Source organism: Caenispirillum salinarum AK4 (genome assembly GCF_000315795.1).
GTDB classification, from domain to species: Bacteria; Pseudomonadota; Alphaproteobacteria; order Rhodospirillales; family Rhodospirillaceae; genus Caenispirillum; species Caenispirillum salinarum.
This window is the reverse complement of the sequence record NZ_ANHY01000022.1, coordinates 84,899-108,224: the sequence shown is the minus strand read 5'-3', so window position 1 is coordinate 108,224 and position 23,326 is coordinate 84,899. Positions and strand designations below refer to the sequence as shown.

Below are 23,326 nucleotides of genomic sequence, written 5' to 3'. Positions count from 1 at the left end.
AAGCCGTGTCGGCGGACCGCGTGCTACGGCGCCACCGGAACGCGGCCCGGCAGGGCGCGGCGGTAGGACAGGGCCTCGGCGACGTGCAGCCGGGTGACGGCGTCCGAGCCCGCCAGGTCGGCCAGCGTGCGCGCCACCCGCAGCACCCGGTGATAACCGCGCGCCGACAGGTGGATGCGCGCCGCCGCTTCGGCCAGCAGCTTGTTGCCGGCGGCGTCGGGGGTGGCGACGGCTTCCAGCACGCGGCCGTCGGCGCGGGCGTTGGTGCGCGTGTTTCCGCCCGGGTCGAGCCGGGCGTAGCGCCGCGCCTGTTCCTCCCGCGCGTCGCGCACCCGTGCGGCGACGACGGCCGAAGCCTCTCCGGCGGGCGCTCCGGCCAGGTCCAGCGGGCTGACCGACGGCACCTCCACATGGATGTCGATGCGGTCCAGCAACGGTCCCGACAGACGGTTCTGGTAGTCGCCGGCGCAGCGCGGGGCCTTGGCGCAGGCCAGCGCCGGATCGTCCAGGTAGCCGCAGCGGCAGGGGTTCATGGCGGCGATGAGCTGGAAGCGGGCGGGATAGGCTACATGCTCGTTGGCGCGCGCGATGACGGCGCGGCCCAGTTCCAGCGGCTGGCGCAGGGCCTCCAGGGCGCCGCGCGAGAACTCCGGCAACTCGTCCAGGAACAGCACGCCGTTGTGGGCCAGGCTGATCTCCCCCGGCTTGGCCCGGTGCCCGCCGCCCACCAGCGCCGGAACGGAGGCGGAATGATGCGGGTCGCGGTAGGGGCGGCGGTGCAGCAGGCGGCCGCCCTCCAGCATGCCGGCGACCGAGTGGATCATGGAGACCTCCAGCGCTTCCGCCGCCGTCAGGGGCGGCAGCAGGCCGGGCAGGCGGCTCGCCAGCATGGACTTGCCCGATCCGGGCGGGCCGATCATCAGCATGTTGTGACCGCCGGCGGCGGCCACCTCCAGGGCGCGGCGCGCGCTTTCCTGGCCCTTGATGTCGGCCAGGTCGGCGGGCGCCGGCCCGTCGTCGGCCCGCCGGGCCTCGGGCCGCGGCAGAAGCTGCGAGCCCTTGAAATGGTTGATCAGGTCGAGCAGCCCGCGCGGGGCCAGCACCTCGTTGTCGCCGGCCCAGGCGGCTTCCCCGCCCTGGGGCGCCGGGCAGACCAGCCCCCGGTCGGCGGCGTTGGCGGCGATGGCGGCGGGCAGCACGCCGGCGACGGGTGCCAGGCTCGCGTCCAGGCCCAGTTCGCCCAGGACCGTGTAGTTGGCCATCTCCTCGGCCGGCAGCACGCCCATGCCCACCAGAAGGGCGCAGGCGATGGGCAGGTCGAAGTGGCTGCCTTCCTTCTGCAGATCGGCGGGGGCGAGGTTGACCGTGATGCGCTTGGGCGGCAGGGCGAGGCCGACGGCGGTCAGCGCGGCGCGCACGCGCTCCTTCGATTCGGCGACGGCCTTGTCGGGCAGGCCGACCAGCGCAAACGAGGGCAGGCCGCCGGAAATGGACACCTGAACGTCGATGTCCAGCGTCTCGATGCCGCGAAAGGCGACCGTATTGATGCGCGCGACCATGCTCCCCCTCGATCCCTTGGCGTGCGCAGTTTACACGCTAGAGGCGAGGGGGGAAGGGAAATGGGGTGCGGCCAGAGCCGCTCACACCCCGTAATACGCCCGGTACCACTCCACGAACCGGCGCACGCCCACGTCGATGCCGACGCTGGGCTTGTAGCCGGTGGCCTTCTCCAGCGCCGAGGTATCGGCCCAGGTGGCCGCCACGTCGCCCATCTGCATGGGCAGGAAGTTGATTTCCGCCTTGCGGCCGAGCGTGTCCTCGATGATGCGCAGGTATTCCATCAGCGCCTGCGGTTCGCCGCGGCCGATGTTGTAGATGCGGTAGGGGGCGATGCCGCTGGTGCCGGTCGCCGGGTCATCGGCGCGCCATGACGGGTCGGGCGTGGCGGGAATGTCGACGATGCGCACGATGCTCTCGACGATGTCGTCGATGTAGGTGAAGTCGCGGCTCATGTCGCCGTTGTTGTAGACGTCGATGGACCGCCCCTCCAGGATCGCCTTGGTCCACTTGAACAACGCCATGTCCGGCCGGCCCCAGGGGCCGTAGACGGTGAAGAAGCGCAAGCCCGTGCACGGCAGGCCATGCAGGTGGGCGTAGGAGTGCGCCATCACCTCGTTGGCCTTCTTGGTGGCGGCGTAGAGGCTCATCTGGTGGGCGGTCACCTGGCCCTCGTGGAAGGGCATGGCCGCGTTGGCGCCGTAGACCGAACTGGTGGAGGCATAGACCAGATGCCCCACGCCGTGCCGCTTGCAGCCTTCCAGCAGGTTGACGAAGCCCACCAGGTTCGAATCGACGTAGGCGAAGGGGTTCTCCACGCTGTAGCGCACGCCGGCCTGGGCGGCCAGGTTGATCACCCGGTCGGGTTTGTGCGTCTGCAGGAGGTTCATGAGCCCGTCCCGGTCGGCCAGGTCCATGCGCACCTCGGTGAAGCCGGCCTCCTGCCTCAGGATGTCGAGGCGGGCTTCCTTCAGACGGGTGTCGTAGTAGTCGTTCACCACGTCCAGGCCCAGAACGGTCTCGCCCCTGGCGAGAAGGCGTCGCGCCACATGAAAGCCGATGAAGCCGGCGGTGCCGGTGACCAGAATGGGCATGAACGGGTCCTCGTCTTTAACCGTGCCCCGTTTCTGCCCCACGACCGGCGCGAATACAAGTCCCAAGCCGGGCCTTGCGGCCTCTGCGTCCAGGCCGTAAACCCAATGAAAGCCACGCGTTCACGGAAAGGATGATGGAAGCCATGCAGCGAATCGGGGTGATCGGGGCCGGCGCCTGGGGCACGGCACTGGCGCAGACGCTGCGCCGGGCCGGGCGCGACGTGATCCTTTGGGCGCGCGAGCCCGAGGTGGTCGACGCCATCAACCACCGCAACGAGAACACCGATTTCCTGCCCGGCGTCGCGCTCGACTCCGCCATCCACGCCACGGAGGAAATAACCGACGCCCTGGCCGCCGATGCCGTGCTGCTGGTGGTGCCGGCCCAGCACATGCGCAGCGTCTGCGCCGCGCTGGCGCCGCGCTGGCCGACGGGCGTGCCGGCGGTGGTCTGCGCCAAGGGCATCGAGCAGACCAGCGCCAGCCTCATGCACGAGACGGTGGAGGACGTGCTGCCGGCGGATGTTCCGGTGGCGGTCCTGTCTGGCCCCACCTTCGCGGCAGAAGTGGTGCGCGGCCTGCCGACGGCGGTGACGCTGGCCATGGACGACGCCCACGTCGGCCGCGCCCTGGTCGATGCCATCGGCACGCCGACCTTCCGCCCCTATTACGCGCCGGACCGCATCGGGGCGGAGATCGGCGGCGCGGTGAAGAACGTCATGGCGATCGCCGCGGGCATCGTCGACGGCCGCAAGCTCGGCGACAACGCCCGTGCCGCCCTGCTGACCCGCGGCCTGGCCGAGATCACGCGGCTCGCCGTCGCCAAGGGCGGCCGGGCGGAGACGCTCATGGGCCTGTCGGGCCTGGGAGACCTGGTGCTGACGGCGTCGTCGTTGCAGAGCCGTAACTACTCGCTGGGCCATGCGCTGGGCGAGGGGAAGACGCTGGAGGCGGTCATGGGCGGCCGCAAGGCGGTGACGGAAGGCGTCTACACCGCCTCTGCCGTCGTGGCGCTGGCCAAGGACCTGTCGGTGGACATGCCCATCTGCGCGGCCGTGGACGGGGTGCTCAACCATCAAGCGGACCTTGACGAAACCATCCGGGGCCTGCTCAACCGTCCGTTCAAGGCCGAGCACTCGATTTAGGGGAGGTCCGGCACCCGTGGCATTGCATTTTACCCAGGATGAGTTCGAGACCCGCCGCCGCCGGGCGGTGGAGGCCATGCAGGCCCGCGGACTGGACGGCCTGCTGCTGTTCAAGCAGGAGAGCATGTACTGGCTGACGGGCTACGACACCTTCGGCTACGTCTATTTCCAGTGCCTCTATCTCGGCGCTGACGGCCGCCTGATGCTGCTGACCCGCGCGCCCGACCTGCGCCAGGCGCGGCACACCTCGCTGGTCGACGACATCCGCGTCTGGGTGGACCAGGAGGGCCACGACCCCACCCACGAGCTGCGCGAGGTCCTGCGCGGCTTCGGCTGCGCGGGAAAGCGGTTGGGGGCGGAGTGGAACGCCTATGGCATGACCCACGCGCTGGGCAAGAGGCTGGACGCCGCACTGGACGGGTTCTGCGAAACCGAGGATGCCAGCGACCTCATCAGCCGCCTGCGCCTGGTGAAGTCGGCGGAGGAAATGGAATACGTCCGCCGCGCCGCGGAGCTGGCCGACGCCGCCCTGGACGCGGGCACCGACGAGGTGCGCCCCGGCGCCTTCGAGGGCGACATCCTGGCCGCCATGCATGGGGCGGTCTATCGCGGCGGCGGCGACGATCCGGCCAACGAATTCATCATCGGCTCGGGCCAGGATGCGCTGCTCTGCCGCTATTTCTCGGGCCGCAAGCACCTGGGGGCCGAGGACCAGATCACGCTGGAGTTCGCCGGCGTCTACCGCCACTACCATGCCGCCCTCATGCGCACGATCCCCGTGGGGCGCGCTACCAGCCGCCATGTGGAAATGCACAAGGTGGCGGTGGATGCCTTCCAGGCCTGCCGCGACGCCTGCCGCCCCGGCCGCCCCATGGGAGAGGTGTTCGACGCCTACGCGCGGGTGTGCGACGCGGGTGGGATGCGCGACCACCGCATGAACGCCACCGGCTACTCGCTCGGCACCACCTATGCGCCGAACTGGATGGACTGGCCGATGTTCTACACGGGAAACCCGGTGGAGATGGCGCCGGGGATGGTGTTCTTCCTGCACATGATCCTGATGGACAGCGACACCGGCACCGCCATGTGCCCCGGTGCGACCGTGGTCGTCACCGAGGACGGGAATAAGCTGCTGAGTGACCGGGGGATGGAGCTGGTGGTGCGCTGACACGGCGGAGGCCCGCCCATGTCGAGCCTGGAAACCTGGTACCGCGCCGGCGAGACGATGCCCTGGCGCGGCCATCGCATCTTTCTGCGGCGCGCGCAAGGCGCGGGGCCGCCGCTATTGCTGATCCACGGCGTTCCGGGCGGCGGATGGGTGTGGCATCGCGTGTGGCCGGCGCTGGCGGAGCGGTTCTCGCCGGTCGCGTTGGACCTGATCGGCTTCGGCTTTTCCGACAAGCCGCCGGGCTTTCGCTATGACCTGAACGCCTACGCCGACCTGTGCGAGGCCGTGATGGCCGAAGCCGGTGCCGGCGGCGGAAAGGTCCTGGTGCTTGCCCACGACCATGGCGACGCGGTGGCGGCGGAGCTTCTGGCGCGGGGCCGGGTGGCCGGCGCGGTGTTCCTCAACGGCGGTGTCGTTCCCGGGGCGGACCGGCCGCCGCTCATGCTGCGCCTGATGACCGGCCGCCTCGGCCGGCCGCTCACACGGGTCCTGGTCAAGCGCCCCTTCCAGTCGCGCCTCGCCGCCATGGCCGGGCCGGCGGCGCCGTTGTCGGCCGACGACCTGGAGGCGCTGTGGAGCCTGACCGTGCGCGGCGGCGGCCGGCGCATCATGCCGAGCCTCATGACCTACCGCGCCGACCGCCTCGCCCGGCGCGACCGGCTGACGGCGGCGCTGCGGGATGCGGCGGTTCCGCTGCATCTGGTGCTGGGCGCCGAGGACCCGCTGGATGCCGGCGCGCTGCGGGCGGCGTGGCAGGAGGCGCGACCGGGTGCGCCGGTGACCGACCTGCCCGGCATCGGCCATTTCCCGCCGCTGGAGGCGCCGGATGCCGTGACGGCGGCGGTGGACGCGCTGGCCGAGGCGGTGAGGGCATAGGCCGCTCCCCTGTCGTCGAAGGCCCGTTGCCGATGCGTTCGTCGTCATCATCGGCCTTGAGGTCCTTGCGCTGTTCGTCCGGGACGAGTCCCCCGGCGGCTGAACGGTGTCGGCGGCGGGCGGCGCGGATGGATTCCGTCGCGGCGGGATTTGCTCTAGGCTACGGCTCCAACCCATTGGAAACCGTCAGCCACAGGAGATGTCCGTGCTGTTCGCCGTCACCTGCCTCGACAAGCCCGATTCGGGCCACATCCGCCAGGAAAACCGCCCCGCCCACCTGGAGTTCGCCAAGGCCGCCGGCGACAAGCTCAAGATGGGCGGCCCGCTGCTGTCCGACGACGGGGCGACCATGATCGGCTCCATGCTGGTGGTGGAAGCCGCCGACCGCGCCGAACTGGGCGCATGGCTGGAGCAGGACCCCTACGCCAAGGCCGGCCTGTTCGAATCGGTGACCGTGCGCCCCTTCAAGTGGCTGCTGCCGCAGGCCGTGGGCTGAGGACGGCGACGCATGAACTACTGGTTGATCAAGACCGAACCCGGCACCTGGTCCTGGGACGATCAGGTGAAGAAGGGCGTGGAGCACTGGGACGGCGTGCGCAACTACCAGGCCTCCAACAACATGAAGGCCATGAAGATCGGCGACCGCTGCTTCTTCTATCACTCGGTCAATGAAAAGCGCATCGTCGGCATCGTCGAGGTGGTGAAGGAATACTACCCCGACCACACCGACCCCTCGGGGCGCTTCGGAATGGTGGACGTCAAGGCCGTGGAGCCCATGCCGCGCCCCGTCACGCTGGCCGAGATCAAGGCCGACGAGCGGCTGTCGGACCTGCCGCTCATCCGCCAGTCGCGCCTGTCGGTGATGCCCATCGATGCCGAGTCGTGGCGCATCATCTGCGACATGGGCGGGCTGGCGCGATGACGGACGGCGCGGGGGACGACAGCGCGGGGGCCGGGGGCGGCGCGGACCGTCCCTTTGCCGGCCTGGCGGACGAGCCCGCGCCCCTTTCGAAGCATCCCGAAGGATATTGGGAACTGTGCGCGGCCGATGATGTTCCTTCCCCCGGCGCGCGGGGATTCGTGCTGGATGACGACGGCGTCCGCGTCGGCATCGTCGTCGTGCGCCAGGGACAGAGCGTCCGCGCCTACGTGAACCGCTGCCCCCATCTTTCCATACCGTTGAACCTTTGGCCCGACAGGTTTCTCTCCCCGGATGGGCAGGGTCTGCAGTGCGCCACCCACGGCGCCCGGTTCCGTCTCGACGACGGTTTCTGCACCGCAGGACCGTGCAAGGGCCGATTCCTACAACCCTTTCCACTTTCGGTTAAAGATCGCAAGATTGTTGCGTTGGAGCCGTGACAGGGCGGTGGAATTTCCCTAAGATGCGCGCGATTGAACCGCTCGGAAGAAGCGGGGGGAGGGAGCCAAAGGGCCCGCGACGCGGGGAGACGACGTCCGGGGCCCGGGTCTCCTGCACATAAAAAACCATCCGACCGGGTGGGGATGCGCCCGGTCATCAGGTAGGGGCCGCGCGGCCGTGCGCAGGCCCTGCGCGGATCATCAAGGAGACCACAATGTCTGATGCCAACGTGTTCCCGGTCGTTGAGGAAATTGCCAAGACGGCGTGGGTGGACGACGCCAAGTACAAGGAAATGTATGAACAGTCGATCAAGGACCCCGACGGGTTCTGGGCCGAGCACGGCAAGCGGATCGACTGGATCAAGCCGTTCACCAAGGTGCGCGACGTCTCCTACGACCCGCACGACGTTCACATCAAGTGGTTCTACGACGGCACGCTGAACGCCTCCGTCAACTGCCTGGACCGTCACCTGGACAAGCGCGGCGACCAGACCGCCATCATCTGGGAAGGCGACGACCCCAAGGACGACGCCAACATCACCTACCGCGACCTGTACGAGCGCGTCTGCAAGCTCGGCAATGCCATGCGCAAGCAGGGCGTGAAGAAGGGTGACCGCGTCTGCATCTACATGCCGATGATCCCCGAGGCTGCGGTGGCCATGCTGGCCTGCGCCCGCATCGGCGCGGTACATTCCATCGTGTTCGGCGGCTTCTCGCCCGACAGCCTGGCCAACCGCATCCAGGATTCGGAATGCGTGATGGTCATCACGTCGGATGAAGGCCTGCGCGGCGGCCGCTCCGTGCCGCTGAAGGCCAACACCGACAAGGCGCTGGAAACCTGCCCGTCGGTCACTTCGGTGATCGTGGTCAAGCGCACCGGCGGCCAGGTCAACATGAAGGACGGCCGCGACGTCTGGTACGAGGACGTCGTCAAGGACGAGCCGGCCGAGTGCCAGCCCGAGGAAATGAACGCCGAGGACCCGCTGTTCATCCTCTACACCTCGGGCTCGACCGGCAAGCCCAAGGGCGTGCTGCACACGACCGGCGGCTACATGGTCTATACGTCCATGACCCACCAGTACGTCTTCGACTACAAGGACGGCGAGGTCTACTGGTGCACGGCCGACGTGGGCTGGGTGACCGGCCACAGCTACATCGTCTACGGCCCGCTGGCCAACGGCGCCATCTCGCTGATGTTCGAGGGCGTGCCCAACTACCCGAGCGTTTCGCGCTTCTGGGAAGTGGTCGACAAGCACAACGTCAACATCTTCTACACCGCCCCGACCGCCATCCGCGCCCTGATGCGCGAAGGCGAGGAGCCGGTGAAGAAGTGCAGCCGCAAGTCCCTGCGCATCCTGGGCTCGGTGGGCGAGCCCATCAACCCGGAAGCCTGGAACTGGTACTACGACGTGGTCGGCGACAAGCGCTGCCCCATCGTCGACACCTGGTGGCAGACGGAAACCGGCGGCATCCTGATCTCGCCGCTGCCGGGCGCCACGCCGCTCAAGCCGGGCTCGGCCACGCGCCCGTTCTTCGGCATCTACCCTGTGCTGGTGAACAACGAGGGCGAGGAACTGTCGGGCGCCACCGACGGCAACCTGTGCATCGCCATGTCCTGGCCGGGCCAGATGCGCACCGTCTACGGTGACCACGAGCGCTTCGTGCAGACCTACTTCACCACCTACAAGGGCTACTACTTCACCGGCGACGGCGCCCGTCGCGATGACGACGGCTATTTCTGGATCACCGGCCGCGTCGACGACGTCATCAACGTCTCGGGCCACCGCATGGGCACGGCGGAAGTCGAATCCGCCCTGGTCGCCCACTCCAAGGTGGCCGAGGCCGCCGTGGTCGGCTACCCGCACGACATCAAGGGCCAGGGCATCTACGCCTACGTGACCCTGGTGGCGGGCGAGGAGCCGTCGGAGGATCTGCGCAAGGAGCTGGTCAAGTGGGTTCGCCAGGAAATCGGCCCCATCGCCAGCCCCGACGTCATCCAGTGGGCCCCGGGCCTGCCGAAGACCCGCTCGGGCAAGATCATGCGCCGCATCCTGCGCAAGATCGCCGAAAACGATTTCGGCTCGCTGGGCGACACCTCGACGCTGGCCGATCCGGGCGTCGTTGACGACCTGATCGAGAACCGCGGCAACAACTGACCGCGCCGGTAACGGCCGGTCGGATCGCGACCGCAACGGAAACGGGGGCCCCTGGAGGCCCCCGTTTTCGTGATGACACGGGCGGGTCCGCTTCGGTTGCTCCACCGGACCCTATAAGTTCATCACCCGCGGCGCCGGGCGCATCTCCAGCGCCTCGCGGCCGCGCGCCAGGTGGGCGGCCATTCCCTCGGGCGGCAGGCCGCACACGGCCGCCACCTCGGATGGCGGCAGCCGGTCCACCACCGTCAGCACGATGACGGCGCGCGTCATCAGGTCCATGCCCAGTAGCCGCGCCATCAAGGGCGGCAGGCCCGTATCGGGCGGGCAGTTCACGCGGGCGGCCGCGTCGAGGACGGCGCGGTGAATCTCGGTGCCGTCGGCCGCGCAGGGACGGCCGTCATCCCCCCGCGGCAGCCGTGCCACGGCAATGGCGAGCACGGCATCCGCCGCCGTGCGCGATCCCATGAGCAGAAAGGCGTGCCGTCGAAGCGCCGGCAGACGCTTCCTGATGTCTGTTGCACGTATCATGACGGTATCCGGGTGCCCCTACGGTGTTTCCTCGTAACGTCTCATACCCCGCGCCGGCTGGAGAAACCGGCGGAAACCACCCGAAAGAAAGTATGCGGAATCGCTGGTTGTGGAATCAACTAAAGTGCCAATAGCAGGCGGTGTAGACCCTGTCCGAAAGTTTCCCGATGTATCGTGGGGGCGTTGCGCGATGGCGGCGCGCGCCGGCCGTTGCGACCGCGTGACGGTCAGCGCCGCGCCATGATGACGGGCATGTCGTCCTCACCGGCCGCCGCTGCCGGAAGCACGATGTGGAAGGATGAGCCCTCGCCCGCCTGCGACTCCACCCAGATGCGGCCACCGTGGCGGTCGACGATCTTCTTGGCGATGGCCAGGCCGATGCCCGTGCCGGCATAGGATTCGCGACCGTGCAGCCGCTGGAAGATCATGAAGATGCGGTCGTAATGCGCTTCCTCGATGCCGATGCCGTTGTCGGTCACCGAAATGCACCAGCCGTCGGCGTCCGGCGCCACCGACACCGTCACCACGGGCGGCCGCTCGGGATGGCGGTATTTCAGCGCGTTGCCGATGATGTTCTGGAACAGCCGCACCAGCTCGCCCTGGTCGGCCAGCACGACGGGCAGCGACTCGGGGTCCGGCACCGTCACCGTGGCCCCATTGTCGGCGGTGGCGACGGACAGGTTGCGCAGCACCTGGTGGAGCACGCCCGCCATGGGCACCGGCACGGGCGGTCGCTTGCCCCGGCCGATGCGGGAATAGTCGAGCAGGTCCTGGATGAGCCGCTGCATGCGTGCGCCGCCGTCCACGGCGTGGCGGATGAACTCGTCGGCCGTGTCGTCCAGCTTGCCGGCATAGCGGCGCTGGAGAAGCTGCAGGTAACTGGTCACCATGCGCAGCGGTTCCTGAAGGTCGTGGCTGGCGACGTAGGCGAACTGCTCAAGCTCGCGGTTGGATTCGGCCAGTTCCTTGACCAGTTCCGACAGCCGTTCCTCCACCCGCTTGCGGTCGGTGATGTCCGAGCGGATGCCGATGAAGCGCCCCTCGGGCGTGCGGCGCTCGCGCACCAGGTGCCAGCGGCCTTCCGCCGTGAACAGCTCGAAGGGCTCGGGCGACGGCGTGTGGAGCCGGCGCCGGCGCTTGGCGATGTAGGCGTCGGGGTCGGAAAGCGCCAAGGGGTCGGCCACCACCCGCGGCGGTGCCATGGACCGGCGCACCACGTCCTCGAAGGGGCGGCCGCGCATGTCTTCCAGCGGCGGCATGTACCAGAAGAAATCGCGGTAGGCCTGGTTGTAGAACAGCACCGTGTCGTCGGTGTCGAACAGCACCAGCGCGTCGGGGATGCTGTCCAGGGCCTCGCGCAGCAGGCGTTCGTCACGGTTGGCTTCCACGTCGGCGGTAACGTCAACGCCGATCAGCCGGGCGGCGCGCACGCCTTCCCAGTCCACCGGCGCCGCGCTCCAGTCCAGCCAGCGCGGCCGGCCCGTCGGCCCCGTGGCGGCGCTGGTGCAGCGGCAGTGGGCGGAATCCGTCTCCGGCGTGCCCAGCGCGCGGGCGATCATGTCCCGCAGGGCGTCATGGGCATCGGCCGCGATCGTTTCGAAGGCGGTCCGTGGGGCGGGGGCGTTAGCCTGGTCAGACTGCACGGCATCCGGCGGCGGCTTGTCGCACAGCGTGCGGGCGGCGGCGTTGCACCACAGCACCATGCCGTCCGCCGTCGTCACCATCACGGCCTGCGGCAGGTCCTCCATCATCGCCTGGAACACGTTCGGCCGAACGCGCATGCCGCTCCGCCCTGATCTACCCCCTGAGATCGGTCATTTTATCAGGTCACGGCAGGCGGGTGCACGGAATTCCACTATCCGCCGCGCGGGAAAGGGCCGCGGCGGCCCTTCCGCCTATGGTCTATACGGGACATCCGTCGAACTTTTGACATAGACCTGTCCACAGGTATTGCCCCGCCCGTATGCCCGTGCGTAACATGGGGACGAAAAACCACGGGGGATGATCCGCCGTTGCGGCGGAACAAGGGGCGGACTTAACCGATCGATGAGCATCGAGGGCCTCAAAGACGAACGGCCGCACGTCGCGGCCCCAGGATCGGTGGCCGACGCAGCCGACCTTGCGGCCCGTGCCCTGGACGGGGCGCCCCAGGCTCTGGTGGTCGTCGACAGCGACGGCATCATCCGGGCGCTGAACGCCGTGGCCGCCAATCTGCTCAACCGCCAGCCCGACGACCTGGTGGGCGGCCCCATCGACCGCCTGCTGACCATCGACGGCGGCGGCCTGGAACTGTTCCTGGGCGGTGATCCCCAGGCCCTGGCCGAAGGGGCGCGCCGGTTCCTTCCGCTGGTGCGCGGTGACGGTGCCACCGTGACCTGCGAGGTGACCGTCGGGCTGTCCACCGATGCCGACGGCCGCCGCCTGTTCGTCACCGGCCTGTCCGACGCCACAACGGCCTTCAGCGGCCTGTCCGGCCTGTGGGACGACGCCGAGGAGCGACTGGGCACGGTGGCCGCCAATCTGCCGGGCATCATTTTCCAGCGGGTGATGCAGCCCGACGGGACGATCTACTATCCGTTCTTCTCCACCGGCGTGCACGACGTCCTGGGCTATGACCCCGACGGCATGCGGGTAACCCGCGACGGCTGCCTGGATGCCATCCACTGGGCCGATCGCGACGCCTACATGGACACGTTGCGCCGCTCGGCCCGCACGCTCGGCTCCTATACCGAAGAGTTCCGCGCCATCGCCACCAACGGCGAGGTGAAGTGGTTGTCGGGCACCGCCCGCGCCGAACGCATGCCCAACGGCGACATCATGTGGGACGGCGTGCTGATCGACGTCACCGATCGCATGCGCGCCGAGCAGCGGCTGGAAATGATCATGGATCATGCCGCCGACTGCATCGTCACCATCAGCGAGGACGGCGTCATCGAGACGGTGAACGCCGCCACCTCGCGCACCTTCGGCTGGGACGCCGACGAGATGGTGGGCCGCAACGTCGGCATGCTCATGACGGAAGCGGAACGGGTCGAGTACGACGCGCGCCTGCACCGCTATCTCGACACCGGCGAGGGCGGCATGCTCGAGGGCGGCGCCCGCGAGCTGGAGGCCGTCCACCGCAACGGCACGCACTTCCCCATCGAGCTGGCGCTGTCCGAGGTGCTGACCGAGGGGCGGCGCCTGTTCATCGCCGTCCTGCGCGACATCACCACCCGCAAGGCGACCGAACAGGCCCTGCACGACACCGAGCACCGCCTGCGCGCCATCGCCGACAACATCAACGGCATGGTCTTCCAGCGCGTGGTCAGCCCCGACGGCACCATGCGCTATTCCTATGTGAACGAGGGCGCGCGCCGCATCGCCGGTCTGGAGCCCGAGGACATGATGGCCGACGCCGACCTGTTCCTCGACTGCCTCGCCTCCGAGGACCGCGCCGCCTTCCGTGCGGCGCTGGACCGCGGCGGGCGCGACCTGGAACCGGTGGAACTTGACGTCCGCCTGACCAGCCATACCGGCGAAACCCGTTGGCTGCGCTCGTGGTCGCGGCCGCGGCGGCTGGAGGACGGCACAACCCTGTGGGACGGCGTTGCGCTCGACGTCACCGATCGCAAGCGGGCCGAGGAACGGCTCATGTTCCTGGCCTACTACGATCCGCTGACGGGCCTGGGCAACCGCACCCTGTTCCTGGAGCGCTTCCACAAGTGCCGGGTGGCCGCGCGCCGCGACAACACCTGGATCGGCTTCCTGTCCATGGGGCTGGACCGCTTCAGCATCATCAATGCCACCCTGGGTCATTCCGTGGGCGATCAGGTTCTCAAGGCCGTCGCCGACCGGCTGGCGGCCCAGTGCGCCGAGGCCGACGTGCTGTCCCGCGCAGGCGGCGACCGGTTCATGATGCTGCTGACCGGCGTGCAGACCTTGGGCGAGGTTTTCGCCGCGGTGGAGCGCATCCAGCGCGCCTTCGACGCGCCGCTGACCGTCGGCGACCAGGAATTCGACCTGACAGTGTCCATGGGCGCGAGCCTGTTCCCCAACGACGGCGACTCGGCGGAAACGCTGATCATGCACGCCGACGCCGCGCTCAACCGCGCCAAGGCGCAGGGGCCGGGCAGCTTTCAGCTGTTCACCGAGGAGATGGGCCAGAAGGCGGTCAAGACGCTCGCCATGCAGGCCCGCCTGCGCCGCGCCATCGAAAATCAGGAATTCGTGGCCTTCTTTCAGCCGCAGGTGGAGGTCAAGACGGGCCAGTTCATCGGCATGGAGGCCCTGGCCCGCTGGATCAGCCCCGACCGCGGGCTGGTGCCGCCCGGCGAGTTCATCGGCGTGGCCGAGGAATACGGCCTGATCGACGCCATCTGCGAACAGGTGCTGGACGATGCCGTGCGGTGGACCAAGCACTGGCACGACGCCGGCCTGCCCAAGGTGCCGGTGGCGGTGAACATCTCCGGCCGCCAGTTCCACAACGTGCGCCGCCTGATGGCCACCGTGGAGGGCAGCCTGGAGCGCCACCAGCTCGACGCCCGTTACCTGGAGCTGGAACTCACCGAAAGCTCCGCCATGACGGACCCCGAGAACGCCATCAGCGTGGTCGCCAACCTGGCGGAGCGCGGCGTGGCGTGCTCCATCGACGATTTCGGCACCGGGTATTCGTCGCTGTCGGTGCTCAAGCGGTTCCCCATCCGCAAGCTGAAGATCGACCGCAGCTTCGTGATGGACGTCACCACCGACACCAACGACGCCGCCATCGTCTGCGCCATGATCGCCATGGCCAACGCGCTGAACCTCAAGGTGGTGGCCGAGGGCGTGGAGACGCAGGAACACATCGACTTCCTGCACGGGGTGGGCTGCGACCACCTGCAAGGCTTCCTCATCGCCAAGCCCCTGCCGGCCGAGGAAATGGAAGCCATGTTCCGCAAGGGTCCGCCCCTCCCTCCACGCTGAGGCTGCCGAAGGCGTTTGCGCTGACCCGCAAATAGCGATTCTTTTTCCACCGTTCCCTGCCGCACCGTCTCGGCGGGGCGTCTGGCAGAAGACGTGGGCGTTTGAGGGCGTCCGCCCTCAAGCGGGTTTGGGCGGCAGCCCAAGCGCGGCAGCGCTCGATCCGTTCCGCCTGCGGTTCGAACTGCGCGCCTATGACTACAGCCGTAGTTGACGCCGCACCCCCGATGCCGGAGACTGCGCCCCGAGGGAATGCGAATGCAGTTGAGGGGGTGGCGCCTTGTTGCGCCAAGGCATTGATATGTCACAAAAATGCAGGAAAGGGGCCGAGTCGTGGGCGCGCCCGTGAAGGCCTCCTACACGGTCCCCTGCGCCACGGCCTTCCGCGACGCGGTGGAGGCCCTGGCGCGGCGCAAGGGCGTGAACGCGGCCGACATCGCGCGATCGGTCATGCTGGTGGTGCCACCGCAGGAGATCGACCGGCATCCCGACCCGGGCGGACCGACGGCCGACGACCGCGAGACGGTTGTGCTGAAAACCGGCGCCTCGGCCGGTCGACCTTGGCGGCGCAAGCCGCGTCTTCAAGTGCGCATGGTGCCGGGAATCTCCATTCCCTTCATCCGCAAGGCGCTGGACATCGCCCTGCAGGTGGAGGCCGGCGCGCGCACCATCGATCTGGTCGACCCGGCTGCGCGTCGGTCCCGGAACGGTTCTGCGCCGCCGCCGCCGGACCCGGAGCCGCGGCCCGCGCCGAAGCCGCCGCCCAAGCCCGAGCCCCAGCCCGCGCCTCCACCACCGCCGCCGCCGCCACCGCCGCCTCCACCGCCGCCGCCTCCACCGCCTCCGTCACCCGATCCGGCGCTGCTGGAGGAGATCGAGCGGTTGAAGGCGGTCGTTTCGGTGTTGTCGTTCGAGCCTCTGCCAAGCGGTGTGACGACGCGGTCGGAGGCGCTGTACGTGCTGGGGTTCCCGCCGACGGTGCGGCCGGACAAGCACACCCTGCGCGCGCGGTTCCGCATGCTGGCGACCATCTACCACCCGGACGGCCACTTCGGCAGTCATGAGCGCATGGCCCAGGTGAACGCCGCAATGGACCTGCTGCGCTAGAGCCCTTTCCGATAGAACGCGATCAAAAAGGGCGACATCGGGTCGCGCCTGCGAACCCGCGCCGGTCAGGCGCGTGAGCCTCAGTGGCGCTTGGAGCTGAAGGCATGTGCAGAAGCGCGCACCGCCCATCAGGCGCGACCGCGCCTGATGGGAAAAGGCTCTAAGTCCGTTCCGCCCGCGGATCGGGACGGGCTGGGGCTCCCGCGTTTTGGGGGCCGGAACGACCGGCTTCCTTGGCGCCGCAGGACAGGAAAGGAAGGTTCACAGCATCAGGGTGGGACGGGGTTGTTCATGTCCACCATCTCGGTGTCGATGCGCAGGGTCAGCCCGGCGCCGTCGTCATAGATCTGATAGCCGTTGGCGGCGTCGGTGCCCTGGAAGTTCCAGCCGGACGCATCGTAGGTGTCGGTGCTGTCGCCCTCTACCGTGATCTGGGTGCGGTTGCCGGCGAGATTTCGCATCTCGGCGACATCGAGCATCACGGTTTCATCACTGTAGTTGGAGAAGTCGAGCGTCGAGACGTTGGCGAAGCCGGTGGTTGCATCGCCGTTGGTGAGGTCGGCGATGTTGAAGGTCAGCGTGGCCAGCGCGGAGTTGGACACCTTCAACAGACCGTCGGTATTCGCCAGGTCGATGGTGCCGGAGACGAAGGGCGTGTTGGCGGTGTCGATGCTGACCCCGGCGCCGTGCACGTCGACGGTGACACCGCCCAGGACGTTGATCATGCCGGGCCCGCCTTCGCCGGCGGGGAAGCCCAGGTGCAGCAGGGTGTCGTTGGTGAAGAAGGTCGTGTCGACCTCTGCCCGGAAGGTGGACAGCCGCAGGTCTTCGTGTGTCACCACCTGAACGGCGCCGGCGGTGCCCGTGCTGTTGGTGGTCGTAAAGTTTTGATACTCGCTGGTGTAGCCGTTGGCGCCGGTGTGCGTCAGCGTGATGTCGCCCCCGGCGGTATCCAGCGTGAGGTCGGCGAACACCATGTCGGTGTAGCCCACGCTGACATCCATGCCGGTCGTGGACCGCATGGTGATGTGCGCCATCGCATCGGCGGACAGGGTCCCGATGTTGATGTCGCTGTTCTCGAGCGTCAGGTTGACCCCCCAATCGGCCCAGAGGGTTCCGTTGCCGCCCAGGTCGAATTCGCTGAGGCTGGTATCGGTGCGGAAGCCGAGCCGGGCCTTGTCGAGGGTGAAGGCCAGACCCGGCTGGAAGTGCGGCGTGGCGTCGTCGAGCATCAAGGAGCCATCGCCGCTGAGCACGCCGCCGGTCCACGAGAAGTCGGTGGCGATGACGTTGGCGTAGGTTCCGTCGAGCCGCAGCGTGCCGCCGGAGAAGTTGAACGTCCCGGCCACCAGCTCGGTATCGTCGCCAACTTCCAGCGTGCCGCCGGCAAGCGTCAGGGAGTCGACGGACGCCATGGCATCCGTGTCGATGGCGAAACGGCCGCCGTTGACGGTGAGGCTGGCGCCGGCCCCGTTGGTGAAGGTGTCGGTGACCGCCAGGCTTCCGCCCGAGACCGTCAGCGCCCCCGCCAGGTTGAGTCCTGCCAGGGTCAGGTCCTGGGTTCCGGCGATCCCGAAGGTCACGTCGGAGCCCGCCACCAGATCGGCCGTTTCGCCGGCCGTCGGCAGTTCGTTCCAGTTGGCCGCGTTTTCCCAGTCGCCTGTGCCCCCTTGCCAGACGGGCTGGTAGTCGGTGGTGACGGTGGTGGTCGTGGTGGTCAGGTGTCCGTCGCCATCCGCGACCTCGATCGTGAAGGTCTCGCCGGCGGGCAGGGTCGCGCCGTAGGTCAGGCGAATCGCTTCGATCAGCCGTTCGACGATGCTTGCCGTGGCGCCGGCGGTCAGGTCGATCCGCAGGGACGTCGTCTGGCCGTTTTCGGTGGCGTCGATGGTGCCGATGGGTGAATAGCTGAATTCCACCGTAAAGCCCGGCCCGGTCCCCGTCTTCCGGAACAGGGCCGGATTGGACGTGTCGATGTCCAGGGTGTCGCCCGTGTTCCAGGCCCCGCCGCGCGTGATGCGCACGTACCCGCCGTCGAAGTCGGGCGAGGTGTTGTCCACCACCGCAGCCCCCGACGTCGTGATGCCGCCGACCCCGTCCCGTTCCCGGTAGATCGCGTCGGGCGTCGTGACCTGCGGGGCGTTGAACACCGTCGTCATCGACGAATAGTCCACGCCCGATCCCTCGGCCACATAGATGGTCCGCGTGCCGTTGGTCAGGGTGCGCCAGGTGCCGTCGTACAGGGTCGTGGTGCCGGCGTCGGTCCACGAGCCGTCGCCGCGCAGGACGTCGTCGGCATCGCCGTCGATGAACAGCGTCTCGCCGGGCAGGGACAGCGCGTCGAAATCGGCCGTGGTGATCGCCAGGCCGGCCGATCCGTCGTCGTCGAGCTTGATGCCTTCGAAGTTGGTAAAGTGGCCCGCGAAATCGGCCAGCGACAGCGTCGGGTCGCGGATGTAGTCGACGTCGGTCTTCAGCATGTCGCGGTCGCCCGCGCCGCCGTCGTAGGTGATGAAGCTGCTGCGCGCGTTGAAGGTGATGGTGTCGTTGCCCGCGCCGCCCTGCGCGGTGCCGCTGGCGTATTCCTCGGTGAATTCGATCACGTCGTTGCCGTCGCCGCCGTCGACGTCGCCGCCGTAGACGGTGATGGTGTCGTTGCCCGCGCCGCCGGTGACGGTGGACGCGGTGCTTTCCTGGTGGTCCATGATCAGGTCGTCGCCGGCACCGCCGTGCAGGGTGTCGATGCCCGACCCGCCGATCAGGGTGTCGTTGCCGTCGCCGCCCTCGAGCAGGTCGTTGCTGCCGCCGCCGTCGAGCCAATCGGCCCCGGCGCCGCCGATCAGGGTGTCGTTGTCGGTGGACCAGGACTCGCCGTCGCCAAGCAGCGTGTCATTGCCGTCGCCGCCATCCAGGTAGTCGGCGCCGTTCAGGCCGTTCAGACGGTCGTCGTCGGCGCCGCCGAAGATGTTGTCGGAATCGCCGCCGCCGATCAGATCATCGTTGCCGGCACCGCCCACCAGGATCGTCCCGTCGTAGACGCCGGCCAGGTTCAGGACGTCGGCGCCGTCCGTGCCGACGTAAAGGCCGTGACCGGCGAAGGCGTCGACATAGACGGTCGCGCCGCCAAGCGTGCCGTCGGCATGGGAGAAATAGGTGTCGTTGTCCGTCGCCGCGACCGTCAGGATCGGGCCGTCATGGGTGGTGACGGCAAGACCGGGCAGACTGCCCTGTATCTGGTTGGCGAGGATCTGCAGCGCCTGGGTCGCGCCGGTCACGCCGGTCGCCGTGATGCCGATGGCCGCGGCTTCCGCCGGGGTCAGGTCGTAAACGGTTCCGTCGACGGTGACGGACATCGTATCGACGGTGGGGTCGTAGCCGCCGGCGGGGGAGGAAAAGTCCCAGGTGGCGCTCATGTGCACGCGGGTGCCGCCCTGCGTCACCCCGAAGGTCCGCGTGGTGGCGCTGGCGTGGTCGTAGACCTCCACACGCTCCAGGCCCGCCACGTCCTGCACGGTGATCTGGTCGCCCGAGCCACCGATGGACAGCACCAGGTTGCCGTTGACGACGTCGGCGTTCTCGAGCGCGGCGCCGGAGCCCCCGCTGACGTACACGGTGTCCACCCGGCCCGGTGCCGAGGCCACCACATCCTGGCCGAACCCGGTGCCGGAATAGAAGATGGTGCCGCCTTCGGTCGAATTGCCGTGGATGGTGTCGTTGCCCGGGCCGGGCGTGACGCTGCCGCCGCCGGGATAGTCGCCCATGAAGATCAGGTCGTCGCCGAAGCCGCCGCTGACCGACGACTGGCCGCCGACCATGATCTCGGCGTTGTTGGAGTCGACCTGCCAGCCGGTGTAGTCCAGGTCCGTCAGGTACCAGGTGCCGGCTTCCGTCACCAGCTTTTCGACCCGGTTGCCGAGGTACCAGTCCTTGATGCGGATGGTGCTGCCGCTGGAGAACGTCAGCACCATGTCGTTGCCGTCCTGGGCGCCGCCGACGGGCAGGCCGACGCCGGCGGCCGACAGGTCGATGGTGTCGTTCTGGCCCGGATCGCCCACGGTGGGGGAGTCGGCGATTTCGTCGATGACGTCGTGGCCCCACTCGGACGTGGTGTAGCGATAGGTATCGTCGCCGGAACCGCCCACGAGCGTATCGTCGCCGGCGCCGCCCTCGAGCGTGCGCGCCGCGGTGTCGCCGGCGATGCGCGCCCAGATCCAGTCGTTGCCGGCGTCGCCCGACAGCGTCTCGCCGCTGCTGCCCGGCGTGGCGAGCACCAGGTCGTTGTAGTTGGTCGCGCCGGTGGGCCCGAGGTTGATGTTGAACAGCCCCTGCGTGACGTTCAGCGCCTCGACCCGGAAGTCGGCGACAAGCTGGTTCATCAGCGTGAACGTGTCGCCGTTGGCAAACACGCCCAACACCATGCCGTTCGCGTACTGCTGAATGTAGTCCAGCGTCTCGAAGCCGGTGCCGACCATGTCGAAGCCGCCGGTGTCGACGATGATGGCATTCGCCGCGCCGCCGGTGGTGCGGTAGACGTCGTCGCCGGCGCCGCCCATCAGGGTATCGGAACCGTCGGCCTCCAGAACGTCGTTGCCGTGGCCGCCGGCATACATGTCGTCGCCTGCGGTGGCGTACAGGGTGTCGCTGCCGTGGCTGCCCACCAGCAGGTCCGGCGACGCGGTCGCCCCGTGCGCGGCGGTGTGGACGTTGAACTGGCCGCTTATGGTGCCGCCGCTGTCGACGGTCTCGTAGTCCTCGATCGACAGGCCGCCCACCTCGATGGTGGCGCCGTTGGAGTAGGTCAGCCACATGCCGCTGTCGCCGGCGCCGTTGTCCCAGTAGGTGGCGTCGGCCAGGCCGTAATAGGTGTAGGCTGCCATGCCGCCCGAGGGCGCGAGCGCCAGGTCGTCGACGCGCAGCGTGTCGATGCCGGCGGTATCGTCGATGAAGGCGTCGGTGAACGTTCCGGTCACGTGATAGAGGTCGTCGCCGTCGCCGCCGATGGCGATGTCCTCGCCGCCGTTGATCTTCAGCAGGTCGTCGCCGCCGTTGCCGAACATCACGTCGTTGCCGTCGCCGCCGTCGAGCACATCGCCGCCCGAGGTGCCGTAGAGAACGTCGTTGCCGGCGGTCGCCGCGCCGCCGTCGCGGATGATGTAGGTTTCCGTCGTATCGTTGGCGGGGTCGCTGTCGCCGTGGTCCTCGATCACGCGAATCTGTTCCAGCCGCCCGGCGCCAGTGTGGTTCAGCACCGTCTGCCGGCTGCCGTCCTCGTACTCGGCGATCAGGTCGTCGGCCGAGCCGTCGCCATCGGCATCGGCCAGATACAGCTTGCCGGGCTCGTGGTCGGAGGCCTGGGTCAGGTCCAGCGTGTCGGTGCCGCCGGCGTCGTCGATGGTGTCGACGCCCCAGGCGCGGCCGTTGGCGATGTAGGCATAGGTGTCGTCGCCCGTGCCGCCTTCCAGCGTGTCGTCGCCCGCGTCGCCGATGAGGATGTCGGCGCCGCCGCCCGACTGCAGGCGGTTGGCTGCGCCGTTGCCCTTGAGGATGTCGTTGCCGCCGGCCGAGATGACATGCTCGAAGCCCGAGACGCGGTCGCTGTCGATGTCGGGGCCGCTGGCGGTGCCCAGCCGCAGGTCGACCGTCACGCCGTTGCCGGCGCTGGTGTAGACCAGCGTGTCGTCGGCGCTGTCGTCGGAGCCGGTCTCGTCGCCGCCGTAATAGACGTCGTTGCCGCGGCCCGAGCCGCCGACCACCGTGTCGGCGCCGGCCCCGCCGTAGACCGTGTCGTCGCCGTCGTTGGACTGCAGGTAGTCGGCGCCGCCGCCGCCGTAGATGATGTCGTTGCCGCTTCCGGTGGTGACGGTGTCGGTGCTGTTGCTGCCGAAGACGCGGTAGGCCTTGGTGGCGCCCGCCGCGTTGAAGGTGCCGCTGACGGTAACGTCCTCGTACGGCGGGGGCGCGAGGACCGTGTCGTCCTGTTCGACCGCGCCGCCTTCGACGACCTGGTCGTCGTCGTCATCATCGCCGGTGTTGCCGGTGCCGGACTGGCCGTCGTCCGGCGCCAGGATGATCGGTGCCGCCGGCTGGGGATCGCCGGGAGGCAGCGGCGGCAGGCCGGCGGCCTCGCGGATTTCCTTGTTGCCGAGCACGACCCGGATGATCTGCTCGACCAGGCTCTGCTCCAGGGCCGGGCCGTCGGGGTTCAGGTTCGGGTTCAACTCGTCGGGCTTGTCGCCCTCGGGCGCCTGCTGTTTCTCGGGCGGCTCCTCGTTCTGGTTCTGCGACGGCAGGTAGCGCAGGGCCGTGTTGACGCCGCTGTCCTCGAAGTACTCGCGCGTGACCTGGAAGGTCTGCGTTTCCTCCTGCGACGGGCCCGTCAGCACGTTGCGGCCGGAAATCTGCACCACGCGGAAGCCGGTGAACACCTGGTTGATGACCTGGGTGCTGCCCTGGAAGGTGGTGACGACGATCTCGCCCGAGTCGAGAAGCGAGACCTCCATGCGCAGGTCGTCCTCGCCGTCGCCGTCGGTGTCGGCGCCCAGGACCTTGATGACGCCCTTGGTGCCGCGGATGCCGATGGTGGCGACCGGCGTGTTCACCTGCATGGCGTCGGGGCCGCTCTTGGCGATCTGGCCCGAGACGAAGCTGAACACGCCCGACACCAGCGAGAACTGGCTGGAGCCGTCGCCGCCGTCGGGGTCGTAGATCATTTCGTCGAGCACCATGCGGCCGTCGGCGCCCAGCGACATTTCCGTGTTGTCGACGAAGGTGATGCCCACCGCGCCGTCGGCGCCGGTTTCCAGCACGTCGCCCTGGAACACCTCGTCCCCCGACTCCAGGCGTACGCGGGTGCCGTCGGCGCGGGTGGCGAAGACCTCGCCGTCCATGCGGGTGACGGTGCCGATGGCCTCGGCCGCCTGGGCCACCTGCTCGCCGGCCTGGGCCACCTGTCCGGGCGCGCGCGGGCCGGCCAGGGCCGACGCCAGGTCGCCGGAGATGGTCATGGCGCCGGGGCCGCCCAGGTCCGGCGGAGTCTGCATGGCGAAATAATCGGTCAGCAGGACCTTCTCGCCATCGGGGCCGACGATCATCAGGTCGGGGCCCAGGCGCATGTACTGGCCCTGCGTCAGCAGCGCCGGGTTGTCGATGACGATGGCGCCGTCCCGCGCGTCGATGACGGTGGCGTCATCGGTGTTGACGAAAGACTGGCTGCCGGCCGTCGCGGCCGCGACGTCCCCCCGAACGATCCCCATGCTCGGCCCCCGAGAAATTACCGTTCCATCCCGCACTCCCCGCCATGGCCGCCGGGAGTCGAAAGAGTTATACCCTGTGAAATTGACTTAGGCACCCTTACAAGTCAACCTCCGCGCGCTTTGACTCCGGCTTTCGTATCCCTGG

General features: G+C 68.7%; 14 protein-coding genes. 9 read left to right on the top strand and 5 right to left on the bottom strand.

Features of this window, described 5'->3' with window-relative positions:
• Positions 1-23: 23 nt before the first annotated feature.
• Both C882_RS20230 and C882_RS20225 read right to left on the bottom strand, forming a co-directional pair.
• Positions 24-1,559 (bottom strand): YifB family Mg chelatase-like AAA ATPase, encoded by a 1,536-nt coding sequence (locus tag C882_RS20230; protein ID WP_009542552.1) that lies wholly within the window; start codon positions 1,557-1,559, stop codon positions 24-26.
• A gap of 81 nt (positions 1,560-1,640) precedes the next feature.
• Positions 1,641-2,651, bottom strand: a complete 1,011-nt coding sequence (locus C882_RS20225; protein ID WP_009542551.1) for an NAD-dependent epimerase — start codon at positions 2,649-2,651, stop codon at positions 1,641-1,643.
• Between the two features lie 131 nt (positions 2,652-2,782).
• Here C882_RS20225 and C882_RS20220 point away from each other — a divergent pair, with 131 nt between their 5' ends.
• The 7 genes from C882_RS20220 to acs all read left to right on the top strand — a co-directional run bounded on the left by C882_RS20220 (position 2,783) and on the right by acs (position 9,352).
• Entirely contained in the window at positions 2,783-3,793 is a 1,011-nt protein-coding gene (locus C882_RS20220) for an NAD(P)H-dependent glycerol-3-phosphate dehydrogenase (RefSeq protein ID WP_043646775.1), read from the top strand.
• 16 nt (positions 3,794-3,809) lie between these two features.
• Positions 3,810-4,961, top strand: a complete 1,152-nt coding sequence (locus C882_RS20215) for a M24 family metallopeptidase (protein WP_009542549.1) — start codon at positions 3,810-3,812, stop codon at positions 4,959-4,961.
• Positions 4,962-4,979: 18 nt separating this feature from the next.
• Positions 4,980-5,837: an alpha/beta fold hydrolase gene (locus C882_RS20210; protein WP_009542548.1), complete on the top strand. Its 858-nt coding sequence runs from the start codon at positions 4,980-4,982 to the stop codon at positions 5,835-5,837.
• A 205-nt stretch (positions 5,838-6,042) separates the two neighbouring features.
• The gene (locus tag C882_RS20205; protein ID WP_009542547.1) at positions 6,043-6,333 is read left to right on the top strand and encodes a YciI family protein; all 291 of its coding nucleotides are present in this window, start codon (positions 6,043-6,045) and stop codon (positions 6,331-6,333) included.
• A 12-nt stretch (positions 6,334-6,345) separates the two neighbouring features.
• On the top strand, positions 6,346-6,759 hold the full coding sequence (locus C882_RS20200) for an EVE domain-containing protein (RefSeq protein WP_009542546.1): 414 nt from the start codon (positions 6,346-6,348) through the stop codon (positions 6,757-6,759).
• Positions 6,756-7,196 (top strand): Rieske (2Fe-2S) protein, encoded by a 441-nt coding sequence (locus C882_RS24200; protein WP_083876075.1) that lies wholly within the window; start codon positions 6,756-6,758, stop codon positions 7,194-7,196. The genes C882_RS20200 and C882_RS24200 overlap by 4 nt, the downstream gene beginning before the upstream one ends.
• Before the next feature lie 215 nt (positions 7,197-7,411).
• Entirely contained in the window at positions 7,412-9,352 is a 1,941-nt protein-coding gene (acs, locus tag C882_RS20195) for an acetate--CoA ligase (RefSeq protein ID WP_009542544.1), read from the top strand.
• A 111-nt stretch (positions 9,353-9,463) separates the two neighbouring features.
• On the opposite strand, the gene C882_RS20190 is transcribed toward acs, so the two are convergent.
• Together C882_RS20190 and C882_RS20185 are read right to left on the bottom strand one after the other, a co-directional pair.
• The gene (locus tag C882_RS20190) at positions 9,464-9,880 is read right to left on the bottom strand and encodes a hypothetical protein (RefSeq protein WP_152415434.1); all 417 of its coding nucleotides are present in this window, start codon (positions 9,878-9,880) and stop codon (positions 9,464-9,466) included.
• A gap of 227 nt (positions 9,881-10,107) precedes the next feature.
• On the bottom strand, positions 10,108-11,661 hold the full coding sequence (locus C882_RS20185; protein ID WP_009542542.1) for an ATP-binding protein: 1,554 nt from the start codon (positions 11,659-11,661) through the stop codon (positions 10,108-10,110).
• Between the two features lie 319 nt (positions 11,662-11,980).
• Here C882_RS20185 and C882_RS20180 point away from each other — a divergent pair, with 319 nt between their 5' ends.
• Positions 11,981-14,824 (top strand): bifunctional diguanylate cyclase/phosphodiesterase, encoded by a 2,844-nt coding sequence (locus C882_RS20180; RefSeq protein WP_009542540.1) that lies wholly within the window; start codon positions 11,981-11,983, stop codon positions 14,822-14,824.
• Positions 14,825-15,154: 330 nt separating this feature from the next.
• Entirely contained in the window at positions 15,155-15,928 is a 774-nt protein-coding gene (locus tag C882_RS25300) for a J domain-containing protein (RefSeq protein ID WP_009542539.1), read from the top strand.
• Positions 15,929-16,197: 269 nt separating this feature from the next.
• On the opposite strand, the gene C882_RS20170 is transcribed toward C882_RS25300, so the two are convergent.
• Positions 16,198-23,181 carry a FecR domain-containing protein gene (locus C882_RS20170; protein WP_009542538.1) on the bottom strand — a complete coding sequence of 2,328 codons (6,984 nt, stop codon included), beginning with the start codon at positions 23,179-23,181 and terminating at the stop codon, positions 16,198-16,200.
• Positions 23,182-23,326: the final 145 nt, after the last annotated feature.

Excerpts from the sequence above, each read along its gene's own strand:
- C882_RS20185 (WP_009542542.1), bottom strand. The coding sequence starts at position 11,661 with ATGCGCGTTCGGCCGAACGTGTTCCAGGCGATGATGGAGGACCTGCCG.
- C882_RS20170 (WP_009542538.1), bottom strand. The coding sequence starts at position 23,181 with ATGGGGATCGTTCGGGGGGACGTCGCGGCCGCGACGGCCGGCAGCCAG.
- C882_RS20220 (WP_043646775.1), top strand. The coding sequence starts at position 2,783 with ATGATGGAAGCCATGCAGCGAATCGGGGTGATCGGGGCCGGCGCCTGG.
- C882_RS20225 (WP_009542551.1), bottom strand. The coding sequence starts at position 2,651 with ATGCCCATTCTGGTCACCGGCACCGCCGGCTTCATCGGCTTTCATGTG.
- C882_RS24200 (WP_083876075.1), top strand. The coding sequence starts at position 6,756 with ATGACGGACGGCGCGGGGGACGACAGCGCGGGGGCCGGGGGCGGCGCG.
- acs (WP_009542544.1), top strand. The coding sequence starts at position 7,412 with ATGTCTGATGCCAACGTGTTCCCGGTCGTTGAGGAAATTGCCAAGACG.
- C882_RS20230 (WP_009542552.1), bottom strand. The coding sequence starts at position 1,559 with ATGGTCGCGCGCATCAATACGGTCGCCTTTCGCGGCATCGAGACGCTG.
- C882_RS20210 (WP_009542548.1), top strand. The coding sequence starts at position 4,980 with ATGTCGAGCCTGGAAACCTGGTACCGCGCCGGCGAGACGATGCCCTGG.
- C882_RS20190 (WP_152415434.1), bottom strand. The coding sequence starts at position 9,880 with ATGATACGTGCAACAGACATCAGGAAGCGTCTGCCGGCGCTTCGACGG.
- C882_RS20200 (WP_009542546.1), top strand. The coding sequence starts at position 6,346 with ATGAACTACTGGTTGATCAAGACCGAACCCGGCACCTGGTCCTGGGAC.